The organism is Streptomyces coacervatus (assembly GCF_029223485.1).
Classification (GTDB): domain Bacteria; phylum Actinomycetota; class Actinomycetes; order Streptomycetales; family Streptomycetaceae; genus Streptomyces; species Streptomyces coacervatus.
In genome coordinates this window covers 48,168-68,803 of sequence record NZ_JARHTP010000015.1, presented here as the reverse complement: position 1 = coordinate 68,803, position 20,636 = coordinate 48,168, and the positions used below count along the sequence as shown (strand labels likewise).

Here is a 20,636-nt window from a genome sequence, read left to right as displayed (position 1 = left end):
AGCGCACATGGCTACCGGGAACCCCGAGGGCAAGAAAGTGCCACCGGAGGAGCAGCGCCTGGGACCGGTCCTCCGGAGGCGGAGCCAGGTGACGGCGAGCACGACCGACCAGCGTCTGCTGGACGCGGGCGGCCCGTCGGACTGGGTCCACACGGACCCCTGGCGGGTGCTGCGCATCCAGTCGGAGTTCATCGAGGGCTTCGGCACCCTCGCCGAACTCCCGCCCGCGATCAGCGTGTTCGGCTCGGCGCGCACCAAGGTGGACTCGCCGGAGTACGAGGCGGGGGTACGGCTCGGCCGCGGCCTGGTGGAGGCGGGCTGGGCAGTGATCACGGGCGGCGGCCCCGGCGCCATGGAGGCCGCCAACAAGGGCGCCTGCGAGGCGAAGGGCATCTCGGTCGGCCTCGGCATCGAGCTGCCCTTCGAACAGGGTCTGAACCCCTACGTCGACATCGGCCTGAACTTCCGCTACTTCTTCGTCCGCAAGATGATGTTCGTGAAGTACGCGCAAGGGTTCGTGGTCCTGCCCGGCGGCCTGGGCACCCTGGACGAACTCTTCGAGGCGCTCACCCTGGTGCAGACCCAGAAGGTGACCCGCTTCCCGATCGTGCTGTTCGGCAGCGAGTACTGGGGCGGCCTGGTCGACTGGCTCAGGAACACACTGATCGCCCAGGGCAAGGCCTCGGAGAAGGACCTGCTCCTGTTCCACGTCACGGACGATGTGGACGAGGCGGTGGCCCTGGTCTCGAAGGAAGCGGCCCGCTGACCATTCTCAGCCCGTCCGGCGTTTGAGGACGAGGCCGTTCAGGCCGATCGGGGGTCCAGGGGGCGGAGCCCCCTGGGGACGGGACGGGTAGGGGCGGCGGGGGCGAGAAAAGCCCTACGCCAGCCCCCGCCGAGCCACCGCCGGAGGCCGATGCCCGGCGATCGACGCCACCATGTCCAGCACCTGCCGAGTCTCGGCGACTTCGTGCACCCGATACACCTGCGCCCCCAGCCACGCCGACACGGCGGTGGTGGCGAGCGTCCCCACCACCCGCTCCTTCAGCGGCTTGTCCAGCGTCTCGCCCACGAAGTCCTTGTTGGACAGGGACACGAGAACGGGCCACCCCGTCTCGACCATCTCCCCGAGTCGCCGCGTCGCCTCCAGGCTGTGCCGGGTGTTCTTCCCGAAGTCGTGCCCGGGGTCGATCAGCACGGACTCCCGGGGCACCCCCAGCGCCACCGCCCGCTCGGCCAGCCCCAGCGTCACCCGCAGAATGTCGGCCACGACATCGTCGTACGCCACCCGATGCGGACGGGTCCTCGGCTCCGCGCCCCCCGCGTGCGTGCACACCAGCCCGACCCGGTACCGCGCCGCGACCTCCGCCAGCCCCGGGTCGACGCCGCCCCACGCGTCGTTCAGCAGATCCGCCCCGGCCTCGCACACGGCCTCGCCGACCTCGGCCCGCCAGGTGTCCACACTGATCACGACGTCCGGGAAGCGCCGCCGCACCTCCGCGACGAACCCCACCGTCCGCCGCGCCTCCTCCTCGGCCGACACCTCTTCCCCCGGCCCTGCCTTCACCCCGCCGATGTCGATGATGGCAGCACCCTCGGACACCGCCTGCTCCACGCGCGCGAGGGCGGGCTCGTCACGGAAGGTCGCCCCCTGGTCGTAGAAGGAGTCAGGGGTCCGGTTCACGATCGCCATGATCACCGGCTCGTGCGCCTCGAATGCGCGCCTGCCCAGCCTGAGCATCCGCTGTGACCTCTCGTAGTACGACCTGGGTAAGACCGGTTCCTCGGCCGCCCGCGACCCTAACTGTCAGACTCGCATGGCACGATCGGTCCCAGACACATTCGGCTTCATCTTCAGCTTCATCCAGCTTCCGTACATCGAGCGTGGGGACCACAGCGATGGTTATGTTCTTGTTCCTGGTCGTCGCTCTCGCCGTCGTGGTCGCCGCGGTGACACTGGCCGTGGTGGGCGGTGGAGAGGGCGAGGGCCCGTTGCCCGAGGCGGCCCCCGAGCGGCTGCAGGACCCGCTGCCGCTGGACCGGCCCGTCGGCCGCGCCGACGTCGACAGCCTCCGCTTCCCGCTCGCCGCCCGCGGCTACCGCATGTCGGACGTCGACGACGCCCTCAACCGCCTCGGCGCCGAACTCGCCGAGCGCGACGCCCGTATCGCCGACCTGGAGTCCGCACTGGCGGGCGCCCAGGCCGCCGCACACCACGTCACCATGGACAAGCCGATGCACGGCCGGGAGGACCAGCAGTGAGCGACGGCACCGCCCTGGCCGGCCCGGACGGCGCCCTGCGCTGCCCCTGGGCCCTGTCCACCGAGGACTACGTGGCGTACCACGACGAGGAGTGGGGCCGCCCGGTCCACGGCGACGACGCCCTCTACGAGCGCCTCAGCCTCGAGGCCTTCCAGTCCGGCCTGTCCTGGATCACGATCCTGCGCCGCCGCCCCGGCTTCCGCGAGGCCTTCGCCGACTTCAAGATCGAGAAGGTCGCCGCCTTCACGGAGGCGGACCGGGACCGCCTCCTGGCCGACGCGGGCATCATCCGAAATCGAGCCAAGATCGACGCGACGCTGGCCAACGCACGGGTGCTCGCGGAGTGGGCGCCGGGAGAGCTGGACGAGTTCATCTGGTCCTACGCCCCGACCCCGGGCCCGGCCCCGAAGACTCTCGGGGACGTCCCGGCGGTCACCCCGGAGTCGACGGCCCTGTCGAAGGCCCTGAAGAAGAGGGGCCTGCGCTTCGTGGGGCCGACGACGGCGTACGCGTTGATGCAGGCGTGTGGTCTGGTGGACGACCACTTGGAAACATGCGTGGCGAGACGCGCCCTATAGGGGCGCGGGGAACTGCGCGATCAACCACGACGAACCCGCAGCCCCCGACGGTGAATAGTGCCCCCGGACCTACCGGCCCAAGTACTTCGGCTTCTCCTTGTTCACAAACGCCTGCACCGCAATCACATGGTCCTCGGACGACCCCGCCCGAGTCTGCAGCTCATCCTCCTTGTCCAAGGTCTCGGACAAGGTGTGCGAGAACCCGAAGGCCACCGCCTCCTTGATCGCCGCATACGCCACCGTCGGCCCCTCGGCCAGCGCCCGAGCCACCTTCTCCGCCTCGGCCCGCAGCTCACCGACCGGCACAAGACGGTTCGCGATACCCATCTCGTACGCCTCCTGCGCCTTGACGCTCCGCGGGAAGAGCAGCAGGTCGGCGGCCCGCCCGGGCCCGACGACCCGCGGCAGGGTCCATGACATGCCGGAGTCGGCGGTCAGCGCGACCCCGGCGAAAGACGTGTTGAAGGCAGCCGTGTCCGCCACGATGCGGTAGTCCGCAGCGAGCGCGAGCCCGAAGCCGGCCCCGGCGGCAACCCCGTTCACGCCGGCCACCACAGGCTTCGGCATCCCGGCAAGGGCGCGCACGATCGGGTTGTAGTGCTCCTTCACCGTGCTCATGGTCTGCCCGGACCCCGTCTCCCGGTCCTGCACCAGCAGCCCGATGTGCTCCTTGAGGTCCTGCCCCACACAGAACGCCCGCTCCCCGGCGGCGGTCAGCAGCACCGCCCGTACGGCATCGTCCTCGGCCGCGGAGCGAACCGCCTCCCGCAGGGCGACCTTCGTCGCGATGTTCAGCGCGTTCATCGCCTCGGGGCGGTTCAGCGTGATCGTCGCGAGTCCGTCGCTCACCTCGTAGAGCACGGTGTCGGCCATGTTGTGTCCCCTCCGCTGTCGCGGTTCAGGCGTACCGGCCGGTACGCCCCTGTCCGTAGGACAGCATGGCGGAGAGAGACCGGAGTGGACGTGTGACCTGCGTCAAAGAATTCTGGACGGTTTCCGGTCGGCGGAAGTCCGTGCGGCCGCGCAGTATCGCAGTCACATCGCCGAATTGAGTGGTTTTGCTCGCGCGCGTTGCCCAAGCGATGCCGACTGATGTTGGTCATCGGGTCCTGAGATGCGGGATAATGGCCTGGAAGCAATGTGTTCGATGCCGGTGTCGCGTGTCCCACGCTGGACAGGCGTGCCCTCCCAGGGCCGTCGGCTTTGACGATGAGCTGGTTTCAGGAAGGGGAACGAGCATGGCGGCCATGAAGCCGCGGACGGGCGATGGCCCGCTCGAGGTGACCAAGGAGGGGCGGGGCATCGTCATGCGCGTTCCGCTCGAAGGCGGCGGTCGGCTCGTCGTCGAGCTGACCCCTGACGAGGCCGACGCGCTCGGCGACGCCCTCAAGAAGGTCGTCGGCTGACGCGGAAGCGACCATACCCTTTCAGCTGCCCCGGCACCCAAGTGGTGCCGGGGTTGCTGTTTACCGGTCGTTTCCCGCTCGTTCCCGGCCCTTCCCCGCTCGATCTCGGACCGGCCCCTTCTCGGACCCTTACCGCTTGACCGCGCACAGCAGCCCGTCGCCCACCGGCAGCAGTGACGGCACCAGCTCCTGGCTCTCGCGCACCGCGCGCAGCAGCTCCCGCAGACGCAGGACCTCCGTGGGCTGCGGGCCCGAGTCCACCGTGCGGCCGTTGGCGAAGACGCCCTCGAAGACGACGAGGCCGCCGGGGCGCAGCAGGCGCAACGATTCAGCGAGATAGTCGAGAAATTCCAGGCGGTCGCCGTCGCAGAAGACCAGGTCGTAGCCGGCGTCCGCGAGGCGGGGCAGGACGTCCAGGGCGCGGCCCGGGATGAAGCGGGCGCGGTTGCTGGCGAAACCGGAGGCGCGGAAGGCCTGGCGGGCGAACTGCTGGTGCTCGGGCTCGGGGTCCACCGTGGTCAGCACCCCGTCCGGGCGCATGCCGTGCAGCAGATGGATGCCGGAGACGCCGGTGCCGGTGCCGATCTCCGCCACCGCCTTCGCGGCCACCGAAGCCGCCAGCAACCGCAGCGCGGAGCCCGTGCCGGGCGACACCGAGCGCAGGCCCGCCTCACGGGCCCGGTCACGGGCCCAGCGCAGCACTTCGTCCTCGGCGACGTAGGCGTCGGCGAACGCCCAGCTCGTCTGCCGGTTGCCGGTAATGACCCTCTCCTGTCCCCGTGGTTGCCTGGGCGTGACTGTATCCGTTGGGGCCGGGAACCCGCAGATGGGACCGGGCGTTTAGAGGGGTAGGAGACGGCACGGGGGGACACAGTTGGATCACGATGAGGGGCGGCGGCCCGAGCAACTGCAGACGCAGGGGTCCGAGCGGTATCAGCCCAGATCAAATTCTCGTAAAACCGCTTATCCGGAGCTAACGGGCGAGGTGGCTATGGTAGGGGCTCCACTGGACACCACCAGAGCCGACAGGGGAGGTGCGGCTGCGCCTGTGGATCGGGGAGGAGTGCTGCGGCGCTTTCTCGGTTCGGCAGGCAGGCCGAAATCCGTGAACGACACCGCTGCTGACTCCAGCCACGCCGCTGACCACGCCCAGACCGCGACTTTCTCCACCGACGCGGACGGGCAGGCGTGGACTCCGCCCACCTGGGAGGAGATCGTCAGCACACACAGTGGCCGCGTCTACCGGCTGGCTTACCGTCTGACGGGCAACCAGCACGACGCCGAGGACCTCACCCAGGAGGTCTTCGTCCGCGTCTTCCGGTCCCTGTCGACCTATACGCCGGGCACTTTCGAGGGCTGGCTGCACCGGATCACCACCAACCTCTTCCTGGACATGGTCCGCCGCAAGCAGCGCATCCGCTTCGACGCGCTGGGCGAGGACGCGGCCGAGCGGCTGCCCAGCCGTGAGCCGTCGCCCCAGCAGGTCTTCAACGATGCGCACTTCGACGCGGACGTACAGCAGGCGCTCGACACCCTCGCGCCCGAGTTCCGCGCCGCGGTCGTCCTGTGCGACATCGAAGGACTGTCGTACGAGGAGATCGCCGCGACCCTGGGCGTCAAGCTCGGTACGGTCCGCTCCCGGATCCACCGCGGCCGCTCGCAGCTGCGCAAGGCCCTCGCGCACCGCTCGCCGGAGGCCCGGGCCTCCGAGCGCCGTTCCTTCGTGCCTCGTGTGCCCGCACTGGGGGGAGGGGGCGCGACCGCGTGAGTGCAACACGACCCAGCCCCGCCGAGAGGCGTCTGGCCGAGCAGCACCTGGGAGACCGACTCTCCGCCCTGGTGGACGGAGAGCTCGGTCATGAGTCGCGCGACCGAGTCCTCGCCCACCTGGCCACCTGTGCCAAGTGCAAGGCGGAGGCCGATGCGCAGCGACAGTTGAAGAACGTGTTCGCCGAGGCGGCCCCGCCGCCTCCCTCCGAGAGCTTCCTGGCACGTCTCCAGGGGCTTCCGGGGGGAGATGATCCGGACGGCGGTGGCTCGCCGTTCGGCGGGGGAGGACTTGCCGGCGGACTTCCCGGCGGAGCCTCCGGAAGACCGGGCGTCACCGGGGTCTTCGGCCTGAGGCGGGGCGAGCGCTTCGAGTTCGGCTACGTCCCCTCCGCGCCGCCGCACGCCCCGATGCTCCCGCCGTCCGCGGACCGTGGCTTCCGGATACACGACGTCAGCCGGCACGAGTCCGAGCGGTCGGCCTCGCGCGGGATGCGGTTCGCGTTCGTCGCCGCCGGTGCGGTGTCGCTCGCCGCGGTCGCGCTCGGCGGCGTCACGACGGGTACCCCGGCCGACACCACGGACGCACGCGGCGGCTCGGGTGCGGGCAGCAATGTGACGCCGATGCGTACGCAGGGGACGGGCGCCGCCACGGCCCCCGAGACCCAGCGGCGCCGCGGCGCCGGTCCACTGCTTGCGCAGGGCGGGCAGTCGTTCGGCAATGCCCCGGTGGCCCCGACCGAGGTGTCCGCACCGCTGCTGCCGGGTGTACCGAGCCCGGCAGTCGTGGCGCAGACGATGCACACGCTGACCACCCCCGTGATGGCTGGCGCCGCTGTGATGTCCCCGCTGATACGTCCGCTCACCACGACCCCGCCGCTCACCCTGACCTCCTGGTCCACGACCCCTGAGGTCTCGTCCCCTGGCCTTCTGGCCGCACCCGTCCCCGACTCGACCTCCGCTCCTTCCTCTCCCCACACCTCCCCCTGACCGGCCCCTGCGCGACGGCCCGTGAACCTGGTTGAATCCGGGGTGGACCGCGCCCACGGCAGGCAGCCGCGCGCGGAGTCGACAACTGAGGCCACCGCCGACGAGCCGAGCCGCGCCGCGTCGTGGCCAGCTGTGGGGAGAGCATGAACGAGGGGAAGCCCACGAAGCCCAAGTGGTGGAGCCGACCACGCCCGCAGAGTTCTGTGGGGGAGACGGCGGGGGCGGTGAGCGAGCCCGTTGCTTCGGACGCGGCGGTGGGGCTGTCGGAGGCTGCGGGTTCGGCGGACGGTTCGTCGGCTCCTGTGGAAGCGGTGGTGGCGGGTTCGCCGGGGCCTGCGGACGGGGCACCGGAATCGACGACGCCGGGTTGGCCGGAAGGTTTCGTCAGCAAGCGTGCGGCTCTCCCCGAGGGCGACTTCGAGTTGGAGCGGCCGGACGGTGCCGGGAGTGAGGGCGAGGCTGCTTCGGTGGGGGAGGTCGCGCCGGGGCGTCCCGCTGAGGTCGGCGGTGGCGGAGGCGCTCTCTCCGACGGTGACTTCGAGTTGAGGGCTCCGCGGGACGTGGCCGGTTCGGAGGCCGGCGGCGGCTCGGCCGTCGGCTCGCGGGGCGACGCCGAGGGAGCGGGCTCGGACGACCCGCGTACCGGGGGTGACTACGAGTTGCACCGGCCCGCTGAGGCCCCCTTCGCGCCCATGGACTCGGCTGCGGTTCCCGCCCCTCCCGCACCCGCCGCCGAGCGTCCCAGACCCCTGCACGATCCCGACCCCTACAGCACCCCGCCGTACGGCGAGCCCGGCCCTTGGGCCCCCGCTCCGCCAGTGCAGCACCCGGCAGCCACACCCGCCCAGGGCACGGCGATACCGATGCCGACCCCACCACACGCCGCGCCGACCCCCGTACCGCCGCAGGCCCACGGCACGCCCGTCGCCGGTGCACATGCCCCCATGGCGGCCCTTGCGTCCCACGGAGCGCCCGCCCCGACGCAGCCTCCCGGTATCCCGGCCCAGCTGGCGCCCCCGGCACTTGGCACCCCTGCGCCGGTCGCCGGTGCACCCGACCCTATGGCGGTCCCCGCGTCCCACGGAGCGCCCGCCCCGACGCAGCCCGCCGGTATCCCGGCCCAGCTGCCGCCCCCGGCGCCTGCCACCCCCGCGCCGGTCCCCACGCCCCACGGAGCGCCCGCCCCGACACAACCCCTCGGCATACCGGCGCCTGCCGCCCCCGCACCCTCGGCCACCCCTTGGCAGAACTACGACCCCTGGGCACCCGCCCCCCTCCAGCAGACCGGGGCCGGTGTCGAGAGCAAGGACCAGCGGCGGCGGGTGAAGAGGGGGCTTGTCGGGGGAGCTGTGGTGCTTGCTCTTGTGGCCGGTGGGGTCGGCGGGGTCATCGGGGCCTATCTCGAGCGCAACGGGGGCCTGGGGGCCGTAGAGCTGCCTCAGGCCGGGAAGGAGCCTGTGGGGCGGGCTCCGGACAGTGTGGCCGGGATTGCCGCCCGGGCCCTGCCCAGCGTGGTGACCCTGCATGTCACGGGTGCCGAGGAGTCGGGCACCGGGACCGGGTTCGTTCTCGACGACCGGGGTCACATCCTCACCAACAACCACGTCGTCGAACCCGCCGCCGGTTCGTCGGGCGAGATATCCGTGACCTTCAACAGCGGGGACACGGCCAAGGCCACCGTCGTGGGCAGGGACAGCGGGTACGACCTCGCCGTCGTCAAGGTCAGCAATGTCCGCGGGCTCAAGCCCATGGCGCTCGGCAATTCCGACAACGTCCGGGTCGGCGACCCCGTCGTCGCCATCGGCGCCCCCTTCGACCTGGCGGGCACCGTCACCTCCGGCATCATCAGCGCCAAGGAACGGCCCATCACGGCCGGCGGCGACAGCTCCGACGGGAGTGACGTGTCGTATGTGGATGCCCTGCAGACCGACGCGCCCATCAATCCCGGTAACTCCGGCGGGCCCCTCCTGGACTCCGAGGCCCGCGTCATCGGCATCAACTCCGCCATCCGGTCGGCCGACAGCGGCAGCGGCACCGACGAGAGCGGGCAGGCCGGTTCCATCGGGCTCGGCTTCGCCATCCCCGTCAACCAGGCCAAGCGCGTGGCCGAGGAGCTCATCAACACCGGCAAGGCGACCCACCCCGTCATCGGCGTCACCCTCGACATGGACTACACCGGCGACGGCGCCCGGGTCGGAACAAAGGCGAGCGGCGGCGGCCCCGCCGTCACCGCGGGCGGCCCCGGCGAAAAGGCCGGCATCAAGGCGGGCGACATCATCACCGAGGTGGACGGCCAGCGCGTGCACTCCGGCGAGGAGCTGATCGTCAAGACCCGCGCCCACCGCCCCGGCGACCGCCTGGAGCTGACCGTACGGCGCGACGGCAAGGAGAAGAAGATCGCACTGGTGCTCGGTTCCGCCGACGGCGACTGATTGACACAAACCTCACAGGTGCACCCCCCAACCCCTGCCCCACAAGGCAAACAACCCCCAAAACCGCGCATGAAGACGCACTCGGAGCCCCCGGGACAGTACCGGTCGTACGGGATCGCCGGGTACCGTGGATCCGGCCCGGACCACGGAAGACCCGAACAGACCATCGAGGGCCGAGGGCCGAGGACATCGCAAGGAGCTTCAGGTGTTCAATGACGTAGGGCCGCTCGAGCTGGTGACGCTCGTTGTCCTTGCCGTGCTCGTCTTCGGTCCGGACAAGCTCCCGAAGTTCATCCAGGACGTCACACGGACGATCCGTAAGATCCGTGAGTTCTCGGAGAGCGCCAAGCAGGACATCCGGTCGGAACTCGGCCCGGAGTTCAAGGACTTCGAGTTCGAGGACCTCAACCCCAAGACGTTCATCCGCAAGCACATGGACAGCGACGAACTGGGGCTCAAGGAGATCCGCAACGGCTTCGACCTGAAGAAGGAGATGGCCGAGGTCACGGACGCGGTCCACGGCACCGACGCGCCGTCGTCCGCATCGTCCGAAGCGTCCTCGTCGTCTCCCTCGACGTCGTCCGGCTCCACCGGTGGCCGTATCGACATGACGAAGAAGCCCGAGGAAGACGACCGCCCGCCCTTCGACGCGGACGCCACCTGAGAGCCCTGAGAACAAAGGCTCTGCGCCGTACGCCCCGGCTGATCCTCTGCGCGGTACGTGACGCGTTTCATACTCCACGCCCCCTCGGCACGGCCTGAACCCGCCCTCGGTGAGACCCACGCGCCGGGCGGTTTCCGGTGCGTCCTGAGTGGGGTGGCTATGCTGCCGAGTTGTTGTGCGGACCGTACTTCGAGGAGTAACGCCGCCCGAAGGGGGGCGGGCCGCTCCGGTCCGACGAGAGCGAGGAGGCGTCCGGGCACATGGAGACGACGAGTCAGGCAGTCGCGCAGGCGCCGGCCGCGGAGGGCGCAGAACAGCTCCCCTCCGCCCGGCGCACGGTCGACGGCTACCTGCTGGCGCCCTTCCCGTGGTACGGCCTCGACGAGGCCTTCACGGGGCCGCGCTGGCTGATGCAGGTCGGGACGGCGGCCGACGGAGCTGTCGAACACGGTTCGATCGGGCACGGCGACGAGCCCTCCGTGAAGAACGAGTACGCGGTCGGAGCGTCCGGCGAGCCCAAGGAGAAGTTCGCGGTCGTGGTCACGGTCGCGGCGAACCCCGTACGGCGCAGCGCGGACGGCACGGGTCTTCTGGAGGCCACCTCGGTGTCCTCGGCGGCCTGGCTCGCCGGTGTGGGGCTGCTGTCCTTCACCTGGCCGGGGCAGATGGACCACTCGCTGCGTGACGACTGGCTGGAGCAGCAGACCGAGACGGCCTGGGCCCTCGCGGACGATCTGGCCGGTGCGGACTGGTCGACGCTGTCCCTGCCGGTGGACGGCGTCCCTACGCCGTTCCACTACCGCGAGTCCGAGTTCGGCTGGGTCCTCGCTGGTTCGACGCAGCAAGGGGTGCACGTGGGGGCATACGGGAGAGGCATGAGCGCCTACGGCCTGGGCTTCGCCATGGTCAAGGACATCGGCACGTACGCCTAGCAACGCTCACGACAGTGGGGGCGCCCGTCACACATGGACGGCGCCCCCACAGTCGTACGTACGAACGCTGGAGCCTCTGGAAGCCTCTAGAACTTGTTCTTCGGCGTGATCCCCAGCGACAGCCCCGAAAGGCCGCGCTGGCGGCCGCCCAGCTTCCCCGCGATGCCCCGCAGGGCCGCGCCCGCCGGGGAGTCGGGGTCGGTCAGGACCACCGGCTTGCCCTCGTCGCCGCCCTCGCGGAGGCGGACGTCGATCGGAATGGCGCCGAGGACGGGGACCGTCGCACCCGTCGTACGGGTCAGGCCGTCCGCGACCGACTGGCCGCCGCCCGTGCCGAAGACGTCGACCATCTCGCCGCAGTGCGGACAGGGCAGGCCGGACATGTTCTCGACGACGCCGACGATCTTCTGGTGGGTCTGGACGGCGATGGAACCCGCGCGCTCGGCGACCTCGGCCGCCGCCTGCTGCGGGGTCGTGACGACCAGGATCTCCGCGTTCGGGACCAGCTGGGCGACCGAGATGGCGATGTCGCCGGTGCCGGGCGGGAGGTCGAGCAGCAGGACGTCCAGGTCGCCCCAGTACACGTCCGCCAGGAACTGCTGCAGCGCGCGGTGCAGCATCGGGCCGCGCCAGACCACCGGGGCGTTGCCCGGCGTGAACATGCCGATGGAGATGACCTTCACGCCATTGGCCGAAGGCGGCATGATCATGTTCTCGACCTGGGTGGGACGGCCGTCCGCGCCGAGCATGCGCGGCACCGAGTGGCCGTAGATGTCGGCGTCGACGACACCCACCTTGAGGCCGTCGGCGGCCATCGCCGCCGCCAGGTTCACCGTCACCGAGGACTTGCCGACGCCGCCCTTGCCGGACGCGACCGCATACACACGGGTGAGCGAGCCCGGCTTGGCGAAGGGGACCTCGCGCTCGGCCGTGCCGCCGCGCAGCGCGGCTGCCAGCTCCTTGCGCTGCTCGTCGCTCATGACGTCCAGCGTGACGTCGACGCGGGTGACGCCGTCGACCCGGGAGACCGCCTCGGTCACACGCTGCGTGATCGTCTCGCGCATCGGGCAGCCGGAGACCGTCAGGTACACGGTGACCGCGACCGCCCCGTCCGCGCCGATCTCCACCGACTTCACCATCCCGAGTTCGGTGATGGGCCGGTTGATCTCGGGGTCGTTCACCGTCGCCAGTGCCTCGCGCACCGCGTCTTCGCTAGCCATAAGGACGATGGTACGGCGCTGCACGCGTACCCCGGAAAGCCCGTCAGTGGTCGTCTACGTCACGTCCGCGCGGCCGATCTGCCCGGAATACGACGTGCTTGTGGTGGCCGTTCTGCCGCTCCTCCAGCTCCTTGACCAGGTCCTGCACCTCGGAGCGGATCCAGTCCCGGGTCGCCACCTCGCCGAGGCCGATGCGCAGGGCGGCGATCTCGCGGGTCAGGTACTCGGTGTCGGCGATGGAGCGCTCGTTCTGCTTGCGGTCCTGTTCCAGGTTGACCCGGTCGCGGTCGTCCTGCCGGTTCTGCGCGAGCAGGATCAGCGGGGCGGCGTAGGAGGCCTGGAGCGAGAGCATCAGGGTCAGGAAGATGAACGGGTAGTTGTCGAAGCGCAGGTCGTGCGGCGCGAAGATGTTCCACAGCACCCACGCGATGATGACGACCGTCATCCAGACGATGAACCGTCCGGTGCCCAGGAAGCGTGCGATGCGCTCCGAGAGCCGTCCGAAGGCCTCCGGGTCCCACTCGGGCAGCAGCCGGCGGCGCGGCGGCCGCGGCTGGTCCAGCCGGGGACGGGTGCGCGTGGTCGCCGTCGCACCGGCCGGGGTGCGCTCACGGGCGGTCTCGCGCTCAGGAGCCATGGGCGGCCGCCCCCTCGTCGTCCTCCGCCAGGTGGAACTCGGTCTCCCGCCAGTCCTCGGGCAGCATGTGGTCCAGTACGTCGTCCACGGTCACCGCGCCCAGCAGCGATCCGGCCTCGTCGACCACGGGCCCGGCGACCATGTCGTACGCCGCGAAGAAACCGGCGACCACGGGCAGCCCGGCGTCCGGGGCGAGGGCCTGCAGGTCGTCGTCGAGGACAGCGCTGACCAGCGTGTACGGCGGCTCGCGCAGCAGGCGCTGGAAGTGGACCGTACCCAGGTACTTGCCGGTCGGGGTCTCGTCGGGCGGGCGGCAGACGTAGACCTGGGCGGCCAGGGCGGGCGACAGGTCGGGGTTGCGCACGCGCGCGAGGGCGTCTGCCACGGTGGCGTCGGGGCGGAGCACGATCGGCTCGGTGGTCATGAGCCCGCCGGCGGTTTTCTCCTCGTACGCCATGAGCCGGCGCACGTCGGCGGCCTCGTCCGGCTCCATCAGGGCCAGCAGACGCTCCTTGTCGTCCTCCGGGAGCTCGGCGAGCAGGTCGGCGGCATCGTCCGGGTCCATGGCCTCCAGGACGTCTGCGGCGCGCTCCTCCTTCAGCTTGCCGAGGATCTCGATCTGGTCGTCCTCGGGAAGCTCTTCGAGCACGTCGGCGAGACGGTCGTCGTCGAGGGCGGCGGCGACCTCGGCGCGGCGCTTGGGGGAGAGGTGGTGCAGGACGTTCGCCAGGTCGGCGGGGCGCAGCTGCTCGAAGGTGGCGAGGAGGCTCTCGGCGCCCTGCCCGTGCTCCTCCAGGGAGAAGCCGGTGACGGCGGACCACTCCACGGTCAGCGTCTCGCCCTTGGCCCGCCGGAAGGCGCCGCCCTTCCTGCCTTTGCGGACGAAGACCCGGCTGATCTCCCAGTCTCGGCGGGCCGGCAGCTGCTGCACCGACGCGTCGAGGACGGTGACCTCCTCGCCGGTCTCGACGAGCGTGACGCGCCGGTCGAGGAGCTCGCCGAAGACCAGGCGCTCGGTGGGGCGTTGCTCGAAGCGGCGGACGTTGAGCACACCGGTGGTGATGACCTGGCCGGACTCGATGCCGGTCACCCGGGTCATGGGCAGGAAGATACGGCGCCGGCTGGGCAGTTCGACGACCAGGCCGAGCACCCGCGGGGGCCGCCGCCCCACGCGCAGCATGACGACCAGATCGCGCACCCGGCCCACCTGGTCGCCGTTCGGGTCGAAGGCGGCGACACCGGCGAGGTGCGAGACGAAGATCCGGGGGGCGCCCGCTGCCATGGCTGCGCCTCCTTCAGCGTGTCTTTTCCGAATTGCCCGCTCGGATGGGCTTCAGGCTAGCCCGTACCGATCGGATCCGCCCTGGTAGGAGGTCCGGACGGACTGGCTCCGCTCGGCCCCGACGGCACCCGTTACGCTGCCCCACGTCCCTCGACTGAAAGGCAGCCCCGCCTGTGACTGCGATTCCCCTGGGCCGAACCCGTCGGACCTCGCTGGTGAGTGCGGTGTGCGCTCTGGTGGTGACGGGGACGGGGCTGCTCGCGGGATGCAGCGAGGACCCCGACGCGGGCACGAACGGGGTCGGCAAGCTGCCGGCCGACAAGATCCAGTCGAAGAGCAGGGCGGCCGCAGAATCAGCGGAAGCGGTGCGCCTCGCCGGAACCGTGGTCACCAATGGGCGCACGTACAAGCTCGACATGCGCCTGAAGTCCGGCGGCGGCAGCGGGTCGGTCACCTCCAAGGGGGTGGCCTTCGGGCTGCTGCGGATCGGTGAGCAGCTCTATCTGAAGGCCGATGCGGAGTTCTGGAACCACGCGGACAGTGGCAAGGACGCGTCGACCTCGGGCGCGCTCGACGGCAAGTATGTGAAGGTGCCGCAGGGCGACCCCTCGTACAAGAAGTTCAGCGGGTTCACGGACAAGGACGTCCTCCTCGACGGCCTGTTGACCCTGCACGGCGCGCTCGCGACGGACGGCCACCACGAGCAGGACGGCACCCGCACCATCCGCATCACCGGCGACGAGGGCTCCGGCGGCACACTGGACGTCTCCCTGGAGGGCACGCCATACCCCCTCCGCCTGGAACGCGCGGGCGGCGCCGGCACCCTGACCTTCTCCTCCTGGGGCAAGGACTTCACGCTCACCGAGCCGAAGAAGACGGAGACAGTGGACTACGGCAAGAAGCTCCCGACGTCATGACCCGATAAGCAGGGTGCGCGATCTCCGCGACGGTTCGGCAGCGCCCTGAAGGGGCGCGGGGAACTGCGCGACCAGCCACGATGATGCCGCAGACGAAGAACGGCGGACTGCTCAGCGGCGCCTGCGCTTCTTCAAAAGCAGCCGCGGCAACCCCGCAGGGATCGGCTGCCGAGTCGTCGCCGGCGACGGCAGAGGCGCCTCCGCCAGGCTCCCGTCGGGCAGAGCCGCCGGCGCCCCCGCCGGCTCCAGGCGCAGCACCCGGCACTCGCGGGCCCAACGGCCCGGCATGGCCTCGCCGTCGGGAGCGTTGAGCCGCTTGCCCTTGAGCTCGGCGACCGTCGCCTCCCACTCCTCGGAACCCGGCGTCAGCTCCACGACCTTCGCCGGCCAGGACACCAGCCGGCCGCCCTTGTCCTTGCTGCGGACCGTCACCTCGGCGCCGCCCCCATCGGCCAGCCCCGGCAGCGGCTGCTCGCCCGGCCCGTCGCCGACGACACACGCGGCACCCTCGTGCCACACATGCCACAGCGCACGGGCCGCGGCACCCGGACCCCTGACCCAGATGAGACCGGACTTCTTGGTGGCCTCCTCGACGAGGGCCTGGTCGAGCAGCTCGCTTGTCATGGGCCCAGCCTAGCGAGGCGCTCCTACAGCCAGCCGTTCCGCTTCAGGGTGCGGTGGATGCCCAGGCAGATGACTCCCGTGATCATCATGATCACGGGGTAGCCGTACTTCCAGTGCAGCTCCGGCATGTACTTGAAGTTCATGCCGTACACCCCGCACACCATCGTCGGTACGGCGATGATCGCCGCCCAGGCGGTGATCTTCCGCATGTCCTCGTTCTGTGCGACGGACGCCTGGGCGAGGTTGGCCTGGAGGATCGAGTTGAGCAGCTCGTCGAAGCCGATGACCTGCTCCTGGACGCGGGCGAGGTGGTCGGCGACATCCCGGAAGTACTTCTGGATGTCGGGGTCGATCAGCCGCATCGGCCGCTCGCTCAGCAGCTGCATGGGGCGCAGCAGCGGGGCCACGGCCCGCTTGAACTCCAGTACCTCGCGCTTGAGCTGGTAGATCCGCGCCGAGTCCACACCGCGCGAGACACCGCCCCGGCGCCCGGGCGAGAACACCTCGGTCTCGACCTCGTCGATGTCGTCCTGGACGGCGTCGGCGACCGCGACATAGCCGTCGACGACATGGTCGGCGATCGCGTGCAGCACGGCCGAGGGGCCCTTGGCGAGCAGCTCGGGGTCGTCCTGGAGCCGGTGCCGCAGCGCGCGCAGCGAGCCCTGGCCGCCGTGCCGGACGGTGATGAAGAAGTCCCGTCCGGTGAAGCACATGACCTCGCCGGTCTCCACGACCTCGCTGGTGGCGGTGAGTTCGTCGTGCTCGACGTAGTGGATGGTCTTGAAGACGGTGAAGAGGGAGTCGTCGTACCGCTCCAGCTTGGGCCGCTGGTGGGCCTGGACCGCGTCCTCGACGGCCAGCGGGTGCAGCCCGAACTCCCGGGCGATACCGGCGAATTCGGACTCGGTCGGCTCGTGCATCCCGATCCACACGAAGCCCCCGTCGCGCCGCACCTTGCGCATCGCCTCGTGCGGGGTGAGCGGCTTGCCGGTGTCGACCCGGGCCCCGTCGCGGTAGACGGCGCAGTCGACGACGGCGGACGGCGTCGAGGGGTCGCGGGTCGTGTCGTACACGCCGGTGTCCTTGCGCAGGGAGATGCGGGACGGCCGGACCGCGGCGCGCAGGTCACGGATCATCGACATGGCTGGCTCCTTCGTGACAGGCAGCGAAAGGGCGCCGACGACGGATGGAACTGCCCGGAATGGGGACGTCCTGACTTCGGGTGTTTGGCACGTCCACAAAGCGGGGAGCACCGCACCATCGCGGTGGCGGGCTTCGCTGCTGATTCAGATCAGACAGATCAGGCAGAACGAAACGAAGTGCTCTTCCGCATGAAGACGTGAGCGTGAAAGGCGGCGGTCAGCCAGAGCCGGATCAGCTGTATCAGCGGCGGGAAGAGCGAGTGGTACTGCACGGGTGACTTCGATCCATGACAGCCCCACCTCCTCCGGCCGGTCCCTCGTAAGGGACGGTTCATTCCCGTAAGGGAGTCTCAACGGCGTCGGGACTCGATCGCGACTCCCCCAGTGCCTTAAAGGCCTGGGAGGTACCCCCATCTGCGTGCTGCCCCAACGACCGGGCCAGATTACCAGCCGCCCAAAGTGTCAAGGCGCTGCTTTGCCCGGTACTGACGAGTTCTATGCTCACCGCATGGTTGATGTTCTCCCTCTGGTCGAGGCCCGGTTGCGCACCGCGCTGGGCGAGCCGGACGCGCGCGCGGCGGTCACGTTCCTGGGCACGGACCGCATCGAGGTGCTGCGTTTCCAGGACGACTCCAGGGAAGGCGACATCGTCCGCTACGCCACGCTCGGCATGTCCGCGCAGCCGATGAGTGACCCCACCGCGGTGCTCGCCGACCCGGTCAAGGGCCCCCGTGCCGAGCTGGTCCTCTCGGTACGCGGCGGCCTCGCCGACACGGACAAGGTCCTCCGCCCGCTCGCCGTACTCGCTGCGTCCCCGCAGGTCGAGGGCGTGATCGTGGCCCCCGGTGCTTCGCTCGACGTGGGTGAACCCCTGTGGTCCGGCGCCCCGTTCAGCTCGGTCCTGGTCGCCGAGCCGGGCGGCCTGGTCGAGGACCTCGAACTCGACGAGCCGCTCGACCCGGTCCGCTTCCTGCCCCTGCTCCCCATGACCCCGAACGAGGCCGCCTGGAAGCGCGTGCACGGCGCCCAGGCCCTCCAGGAGCGCTGGCTGACGAACGGGACGGACCTGAGGGATCCGTCCCGCAAGTCCGTCCCGCTGGACTGAACGGCGAGTGAGCAAGCTCACCGACCGGTGCCCGGAATCGGGCAGTTGGCAAAGTCGGTGACACCGCCCTCGGCCGGGTTCCTGCTTCATCACGCTGTGCCGGGAGTCTTCGTCGAGGGGAACCGGCGGTCGACTCGACAGAAGGCGACTCGCTGCCCGGCGCGGAAACCGGGGTGCGGAGACCCGTGGGTCCTCGTGGATTGCGTGCGCCGGTCGGGTGATCGTCCTTGACGTGGCGGGGCAGGGGTAGGACCGTGGAGCCCTATGAGGGGCGAACCCAGTTGCCCGAAGTGTGGTGGCCGGGTCAGGGCTCCCGGACTCTTCGCCGATTCGTGGCAGTGCGATGTGCACGGCACCGTGCATCCGGTGCAGCCTGTGATCCCGCCCAGCGTCGAGGCCCTCAGCGTTGTGGTGCATCGCACGCAGGTACCGGTGTGGATGCCGTGGCCCCTGCCGGTCGGCTGGCTGTTCACGGGTGTTGCCTGTGCGGGTGACGACCGCCATGGCGGCCGGGCCACCGCGGTGGCCTGCTCGGGGCCGGGGCCGCTCGGTGGCATAGGAGAACTGATCCTGGTCGCCGAGGAGCTCGGTGTCGGGCTCGGTGCACGGTATGCGGGCGTCGACGGTCCGGATCCGGGGCCGTACATGAACGTCGAGAAGCCACCCCAGGCCAAGGTGCTGGCCGGTGGCCGGCCCACTCCGCTCTGGCATGTCGCCGGCGGCCCTGACGACCGGGCGGTCTTCGCGGGCGAGGCGCGCGGGTTGTGGCTGTGGGCGGTGGTGTGGCCCGAGCAGTCCGGGTTGTTGATGTACGACGAGCTGGTGCTGACGGATTTGCGGGACGCCGGGGCCGAGGTGGATCTGGTGCCCTGCGGGGCGTTGTCGCCGCGCTTGCTTGAGCCGTAGTGCCTACCGGGGTGGGGGGTCTCTTCGGGGGCGGCTGCGGGTTGTCGTTGGCTGGTCGCGCCCGCGCGGCGGAGCCGCATATTGATACAGCCCCGCGCCCCTTGAGGGAGGGTGCCGGTAGGGGGTGCTCGGTATGTGCGGGTGTGACAGGGGAGCGTGAAAATCCGGTTATCCTTGAGCGTCCGCTTCTGTTCCGTTACCGCCTGGAGTCCGCGTAGTGCGTATCGATCTGCACGCCCACTCCACTGCTTCCGACGGTACGGACACCCCGGCCGATCTGGTGCGTAACGCTGCCGCGGCGGGGCTGGACGTCGTGGCGCTGACCGATCACGACACCACCCGTGGGTATGCCGAGGCGATTGCCGCGGTGCCGGAGGGGCTCACGCTCGTCACCGGGGCCGAGCTGTCCTGTCGTATCGACGGGGTCTCCATGCACATGCTCGCCTATCTCTTCGATCCCGAGGAGCCGGCGCTGCTCGCCGAGCGCGAGCTGGTGCGGGACGACCGGGTGCCGCGGGCCAAGGGCATGGTCGCCAAGCTGAACGGGCTGGGTGTGCCGGTCACCTGGGAGCAGGTCGAGCGGATCGCCGGTGGCGGTTCCGTCGGGCGGCCGCATGTCGCGACCGCGCTCGTCGAGCTCGGCGTCGTACCGACCGTGAGCGATGCGTTCACCGACGACTGGCTGGCCGACGGGGGGCGGGCCTTCGTCGAGAAGCACGAGACGGACCCCTTCGAGGCGATCCGGCTGGTCAAGGCCGCGGGCGGGGTCACCGTATTCGCGCACCCGGGCGCCAGCAAGCGCGGCCGTACGGTCCCGGAGTCCGGCATCGCCGAGCTGGCCGCCGCCGGGCTCGACGGCATCGAGGTCGACCATATGGACCACGACGAGGAGACCCGGGCGCGGCTGCGGGGGCTGGCCAAGGAGCTGGGCCTGCTGACCACCGGGTCCAGCGACTATCACGGCAGCCGCAAGACGTGCGTCCTCGGCGAGTACGTCACGGATCCTGAGGTGTACGGGGAGATCACGCGGCGGGCGACCGGGGCGTTCCCGGTGCCGGGGACCGGCGGAGCCTGAGGGTCCCCTCCGTCCCCTCCGTTCCTCACCTCCCGTCCGCTTCCTTTTCCTGCAAGGCGTGTAGCTCACCCATGTTCGACGTCGCCGTCTTCGGCTCTCTGTTCCTGACCCTTTTTGTCATCATGGATCCCCCTGGGATCACCCCGATCTTCCTCGCCCTCACCGCCGGACGTCCCGGCAAGGTGCAGAAGCGGATGGCCTTCCAGGCGGTCTGCGTCGCCGGTGGCGTCATCACCGTCTTCGGGCTGCTCGGGCACCAGATCCTCAACTATCTGCATGTCTCCGTGCCCGCGCTGATGATCGCGGGCGGACTGCTGCTCCTGCTCATCGCCCTCGACCTGCTGACCGGCAAGACCGACGAGCCGAAGCAGACCAAGGACGTCAATGTGGCGCTCGTACCGCTGGGCATGCCGCTGCTGGCCGGCCCCGGTGCCATCGTGTCCGTCATCCTCGCCGTGCAGAAGGCCGACAGTGTCGCCATGCAGGTGTCGGTGTGGACGGCGATCCTCGCCATCCATGTCGTGCTGTGGGTGGTGATGCGGTACTCGCTGCTGATCATCCGGGTCATCAAGGACGGGGGCGTGGTCCTCGTGACGCGGCTCGCGGGCATGATGCTCTCCGCGATCGCCGTGCAGCAGATCATCAACGGTGTCACGCAGGTGATCAAGGGCGCCTGAGGCCGCGCAAGCGCAGAGCC

General features: G+C 70.4%; 22 protein-coding genes. 14 read left to right on the top strand and 8 right to left on the bottom strand.

All coding sequences use genetic code 11. The features are described 5' to 3' along the window. The first annotated feature begins 7 nt into the window (after positions 1–7). On the top strand, positions 8–766 hold the full coding sequence (locus tag P2Q00_RS32305; RefSeq protein ID WP_275776942.1) for an LOG family protein: 759 nt from the start codon (positions 8–10) through the stop codon (positions 764–766). A 114-nt stretch (positions 767–880) separates the two neighbouring features. Here P2Q00_RS32305 and folP read toward each other — a convergent pair whose 3' ends face one another. Next, the gene (gene folP / locus P2Q00_RS32300; protein WP_275776941.1) at positions 881–1,741 is read right to left on the bottom strand and encodes a dihydropteroate synthase; all 861 of its coding nucleotides are present in this window, start codon (positions 1,739–1,741) and stop codon (positions 881–883) included. 164 nt (positions 1,742–1,905) lie between these two features. On the opposite strand from folP, the gene P2Q00_RS32295 reads away from it, so the two are divergent. Next, positions 1,906–2,262, top strand: a complete 357-nt coding sequence (locus P2Q00_RS32295) for a DivIVA domain-containing protein (RefSeq protein WP_275777233.1) — start codon at positions 1,906–1,908, stop codon at positions 2,260–2,262. Beyond that, positions 2,259–2,840 (top strand): DNA-3-methyladenine glycosylase I, encoded by a 582-nt coding sequence (locus tag P2Q00_RS32290; protein WP_275776939.1) that lies wholly within the window; start codon positions 2,259–2,261, stop codon positions 2,838–2,840. Before P2Q00_RS32295 ends, P2Q00_RS32290 begins: the two co-directional genes overlap by 4 nt. A gap of 69 nt (positions 2,841–2,909) precedes the next feature. Here P2Q00_RS32290 and chcB read toward each other — a convergent pair whose 3' ends face one another. After that, positions 2,910–3,713: a 2-cyclohexenylcarbonyl CoA isomerase gene (gene chcB, locus P2Q00_RS32285; protein WP_275776937.1), complete on the bottom strand. Its 804-nt coding sequence runs from the start codon at positions 3,711–3,713 to the stop codon at positions 2,910–2,912. A gap of 365 nt (positions 3,714–4,078) precedes the next feature. On the opposite strand from chcB, the gene P2Q00_RS32280 reads away from it, so the two are divergent. Then, positions 4,079–4,246 (top strand): DUF3117 domain-containing protein, encoded by a 168-nt coding sequence (locus P2Q00_RS32280; RefSeq protein WP_003966491.1) that lies wholly within the window; start codon positions 4,079–4,081, stop codon positions 4,244–4,246. A 129-nt stretch (positions 4,247–4,375) separates the two neighbouring features. Here P2Q00_RS32280 and P2Q00_RS32275 read toward each other — a convergent pair whose 3' ends face one another. Further along, the gene (locus tag P2Q00_RS32275) at positions 4,376–5,008 is read right to left on the bottom strand and encodes an O-methyltransferase (RefSeq protein ID WP_275777231.1); all 633 of its coding nucleotides are present in this window, start codon (positions 5,006–5,008) and stop codon (positions 4,376–4,378) included. Positions 5,009–5,309: 301 nt separating this feature from the next. On the opposite strand from P2Q00_RS32275, the gene sigE reads away from it, so the two are divergent. From sigE to P2Q00_RS32250, 5 genes are all read left to right on the top strand, one after another. Then, positions 5,310–6,014 carry an RNA polymerase sigma factor SigE gene (gene sigE / locus P2Q00_RS32270; protein WP_275776936.1) on the top strand — a complete coding sequence of 235 codons (705 nt, stop codon included), beginning with the start codon at positions 5,310–5,312 and terminating at the stop codon, positions 6,012–6,014. Then, positions 6,011–7,003 (top strand): anti-sigma factor family protein, encoded by a 993-nt coding sequence (locus P2Q00_RS32265; protein ID WP_275776935.1) that lies wholly within the window; start codon positions 6,011–6,013, stop codon positions 7,001–7,003. Before sigE ends, P2Q00_RS32265 begins: the two co-directional genes overlap by 4 nt. 224 nt (positions 7,004–7,227) lie before the next feature. Beyond that, positions 7,228–9,435, top strand: coding sequence for a S1C family serine protease (locus P2Q00_RS32260; RefSeq protein WP_275776933.1), 2,208 nt, complete (start codon positions 7,228–7,230; stop codon positions 9,433–9,435). A gap of 205 nt (positions 9,436–9,640) precedes the next feature. Further along, entirely contained in the window at positions 9,641–10,099 is a 459-nt protein-coding gene (locus P2Q00_RS32255) for a sec-independent translocase (RefSeq protein ID WP_275776932.1), read from the top strand. A gap of 260 nt (positions 10,100–10,359) precedes the next feature. After that, the gene (locus P2Q00_RS32250) at positions 10,360–11,031 is read left to right on the top strand and encodes a hypothetical protein (protein ID WP_275776931.1); all 672 of its coding nucleotides are present in this window, start codon (positions 10,360–10,362) and stop codon (positions 11,029–11,031) included. Between the two features lie 86 nt (positions 11,032–11,117). On the opposite strand, the gene P2Q00_RS32245 is transcribed toward P2Q00_RS32250, so the two are convergent. Genes P2Q00_RS32245 through P2Q00_RS32235 form a run of 3 tightly spaced genes read right to left on the bottom strand, consistent with a single transcriptional unit; the run spans position 11,118 to position 14,170 of the window. Further along, positions 11,118–12,251, bottom strand: coding sequence for an Mrp/NBP35 family ATP-binding protein (locus tag P2Q00_RS32245; RefSeq protein ID WP_275776929.1), 1,134 nt, complete (start codon positions 12,249–12,251; stop codon positions 11,118–11,120). Between the two features lie 43 nt (positions 12,252–12,294). Then, entirely contained in the window at positions 12,295–12,888 is a 594-nt protein-coding gene (locus tag P2Q00_RS32240; RefSeq protein ID WP_275776927.1) for a DUF1003 domain-containing protein, read from the bottom strand. Then, the gene (locus P2Q00_RS32235) at positions 12,878–14,170 is read right to left on the bottom strand and encodes a magnesium transporter MgtE N-terminal domain-containing protein (protein ID WP_275776925.1); all 1,293 of its coding nucleotides are present in this window, start codon (positions 14,168–14,170) and stop codon (positions 12,878–12,880) included. Before P2Q00_RS32235 ends, P2Q00_RS32240 begins: the two co-directional genes overlap by 11 nt. Positions 14,171–14,343: 173 nt before the next feature. On the opposite strand from P2Q00_RS32235, the gene P2Q00_RS32230 reads away from it, so the two are divergent. Beyond that, positions 14,344–15,087 (top strand): hypothetical protein, encoded by a 744-nt coding sequence (locus P2Q00_RS32230; protein ID WP_275776924.1) that lies wholly within the window; start codon positions 14,344–14,346, stop codon positions 15,085–15,087. 111 nt (positions 15,088–15,198) lie between these two features. Here P2Q00_RS32230 and P2Q00_RS32225 read toward each other — a convergent pair whose 3' ends face one another. Together P2Q00_RS32225 and P2Q00_RS32220 are read right to left on the bottom strand one after the other, a co-directional pair. After that, a complete protein-coding gene (locus tag P2Q00_RS32225) occupies positions 15,199–15,711 on the bottom strand; it encodes a hypothetical protein (RefSeq protein ID WP_275776923.1) in 513 nt (170 codons plus the stop codon). Positions 15,712–15,734: 23 nt separating this feature from the next. Next, complete coding sequence (locus tag P2Q00_RS32220; RefSeq protein ID WP_275776920.1) at positions 15,735–16,853, bottom strand: magnesium and cobalt transport protein CorA; 1,119 nt, start codon at positions 16,851–16,853, stop codon at positions 15,735–15,737. 508 nt (positions 16,854–17,361) lie between these two features. Between P2Q00_RS32220 and P2Q00_RS32215 the strand changes: the two genes are divergently transcribed. The 4 genes from P2Q00_RS32215 to P2Q00_RS32200 all read left to right on the top strand — a co-directional run bounded on the left by P2Q00_RS32215 (position 17,362) and on the right by P2Q00_RS32200 (position 20,616). Beyond that, positions 17,362–17,958, top strand: a complete 597-nt coding sequence (locus P2Q00_RS32215) for a suppressor of fused domain protein (protein WP_275776918.1) — start codon at positions 17,362–17,364, stop codon at positions 17,956–17,958. 264 nt (positions 17,959–18,222) lie between these two features. Further along, the gene (locus P2Q00_RS32210; protein WP_275776917.1) at positions 18,223–18,864 is read left to right on the top strand and encodes a DUF6758 family protein; all 642 of its coding nucleotides are present in this window, start codon (positions 18,223–18,225) and stop codon (positions 18,862–18,864) included. A 217-nt stretch (positions 18,865–19,081) separates the two neighbouring features. Continuing rightward, the gene (locus P2Q00_RS32205; protein ID WP_275776915.1) at positions 19,082–19,939 is read left to right on the top strand and encodes a PHP domain-containing protein; all 858 of its coding nucleotides are present in this window, start codon (positions 19,082–19,084) and stop codon (positions 19,937–19,939) included. Positions 19,940–20,010: 71 nt separating this feature from the next. Further along, positions 20,011–20,616, top strand: coding sequence for a MarC family protein (locus tag P2Q00_RS32200; protein ID WP_275776913.1), 606 nt, complete (start codon positions 20,011–20,013; stop codon positions 20,614–20,616). Positions 20,617–20,636: the final 20 nt, after the last annotated feature.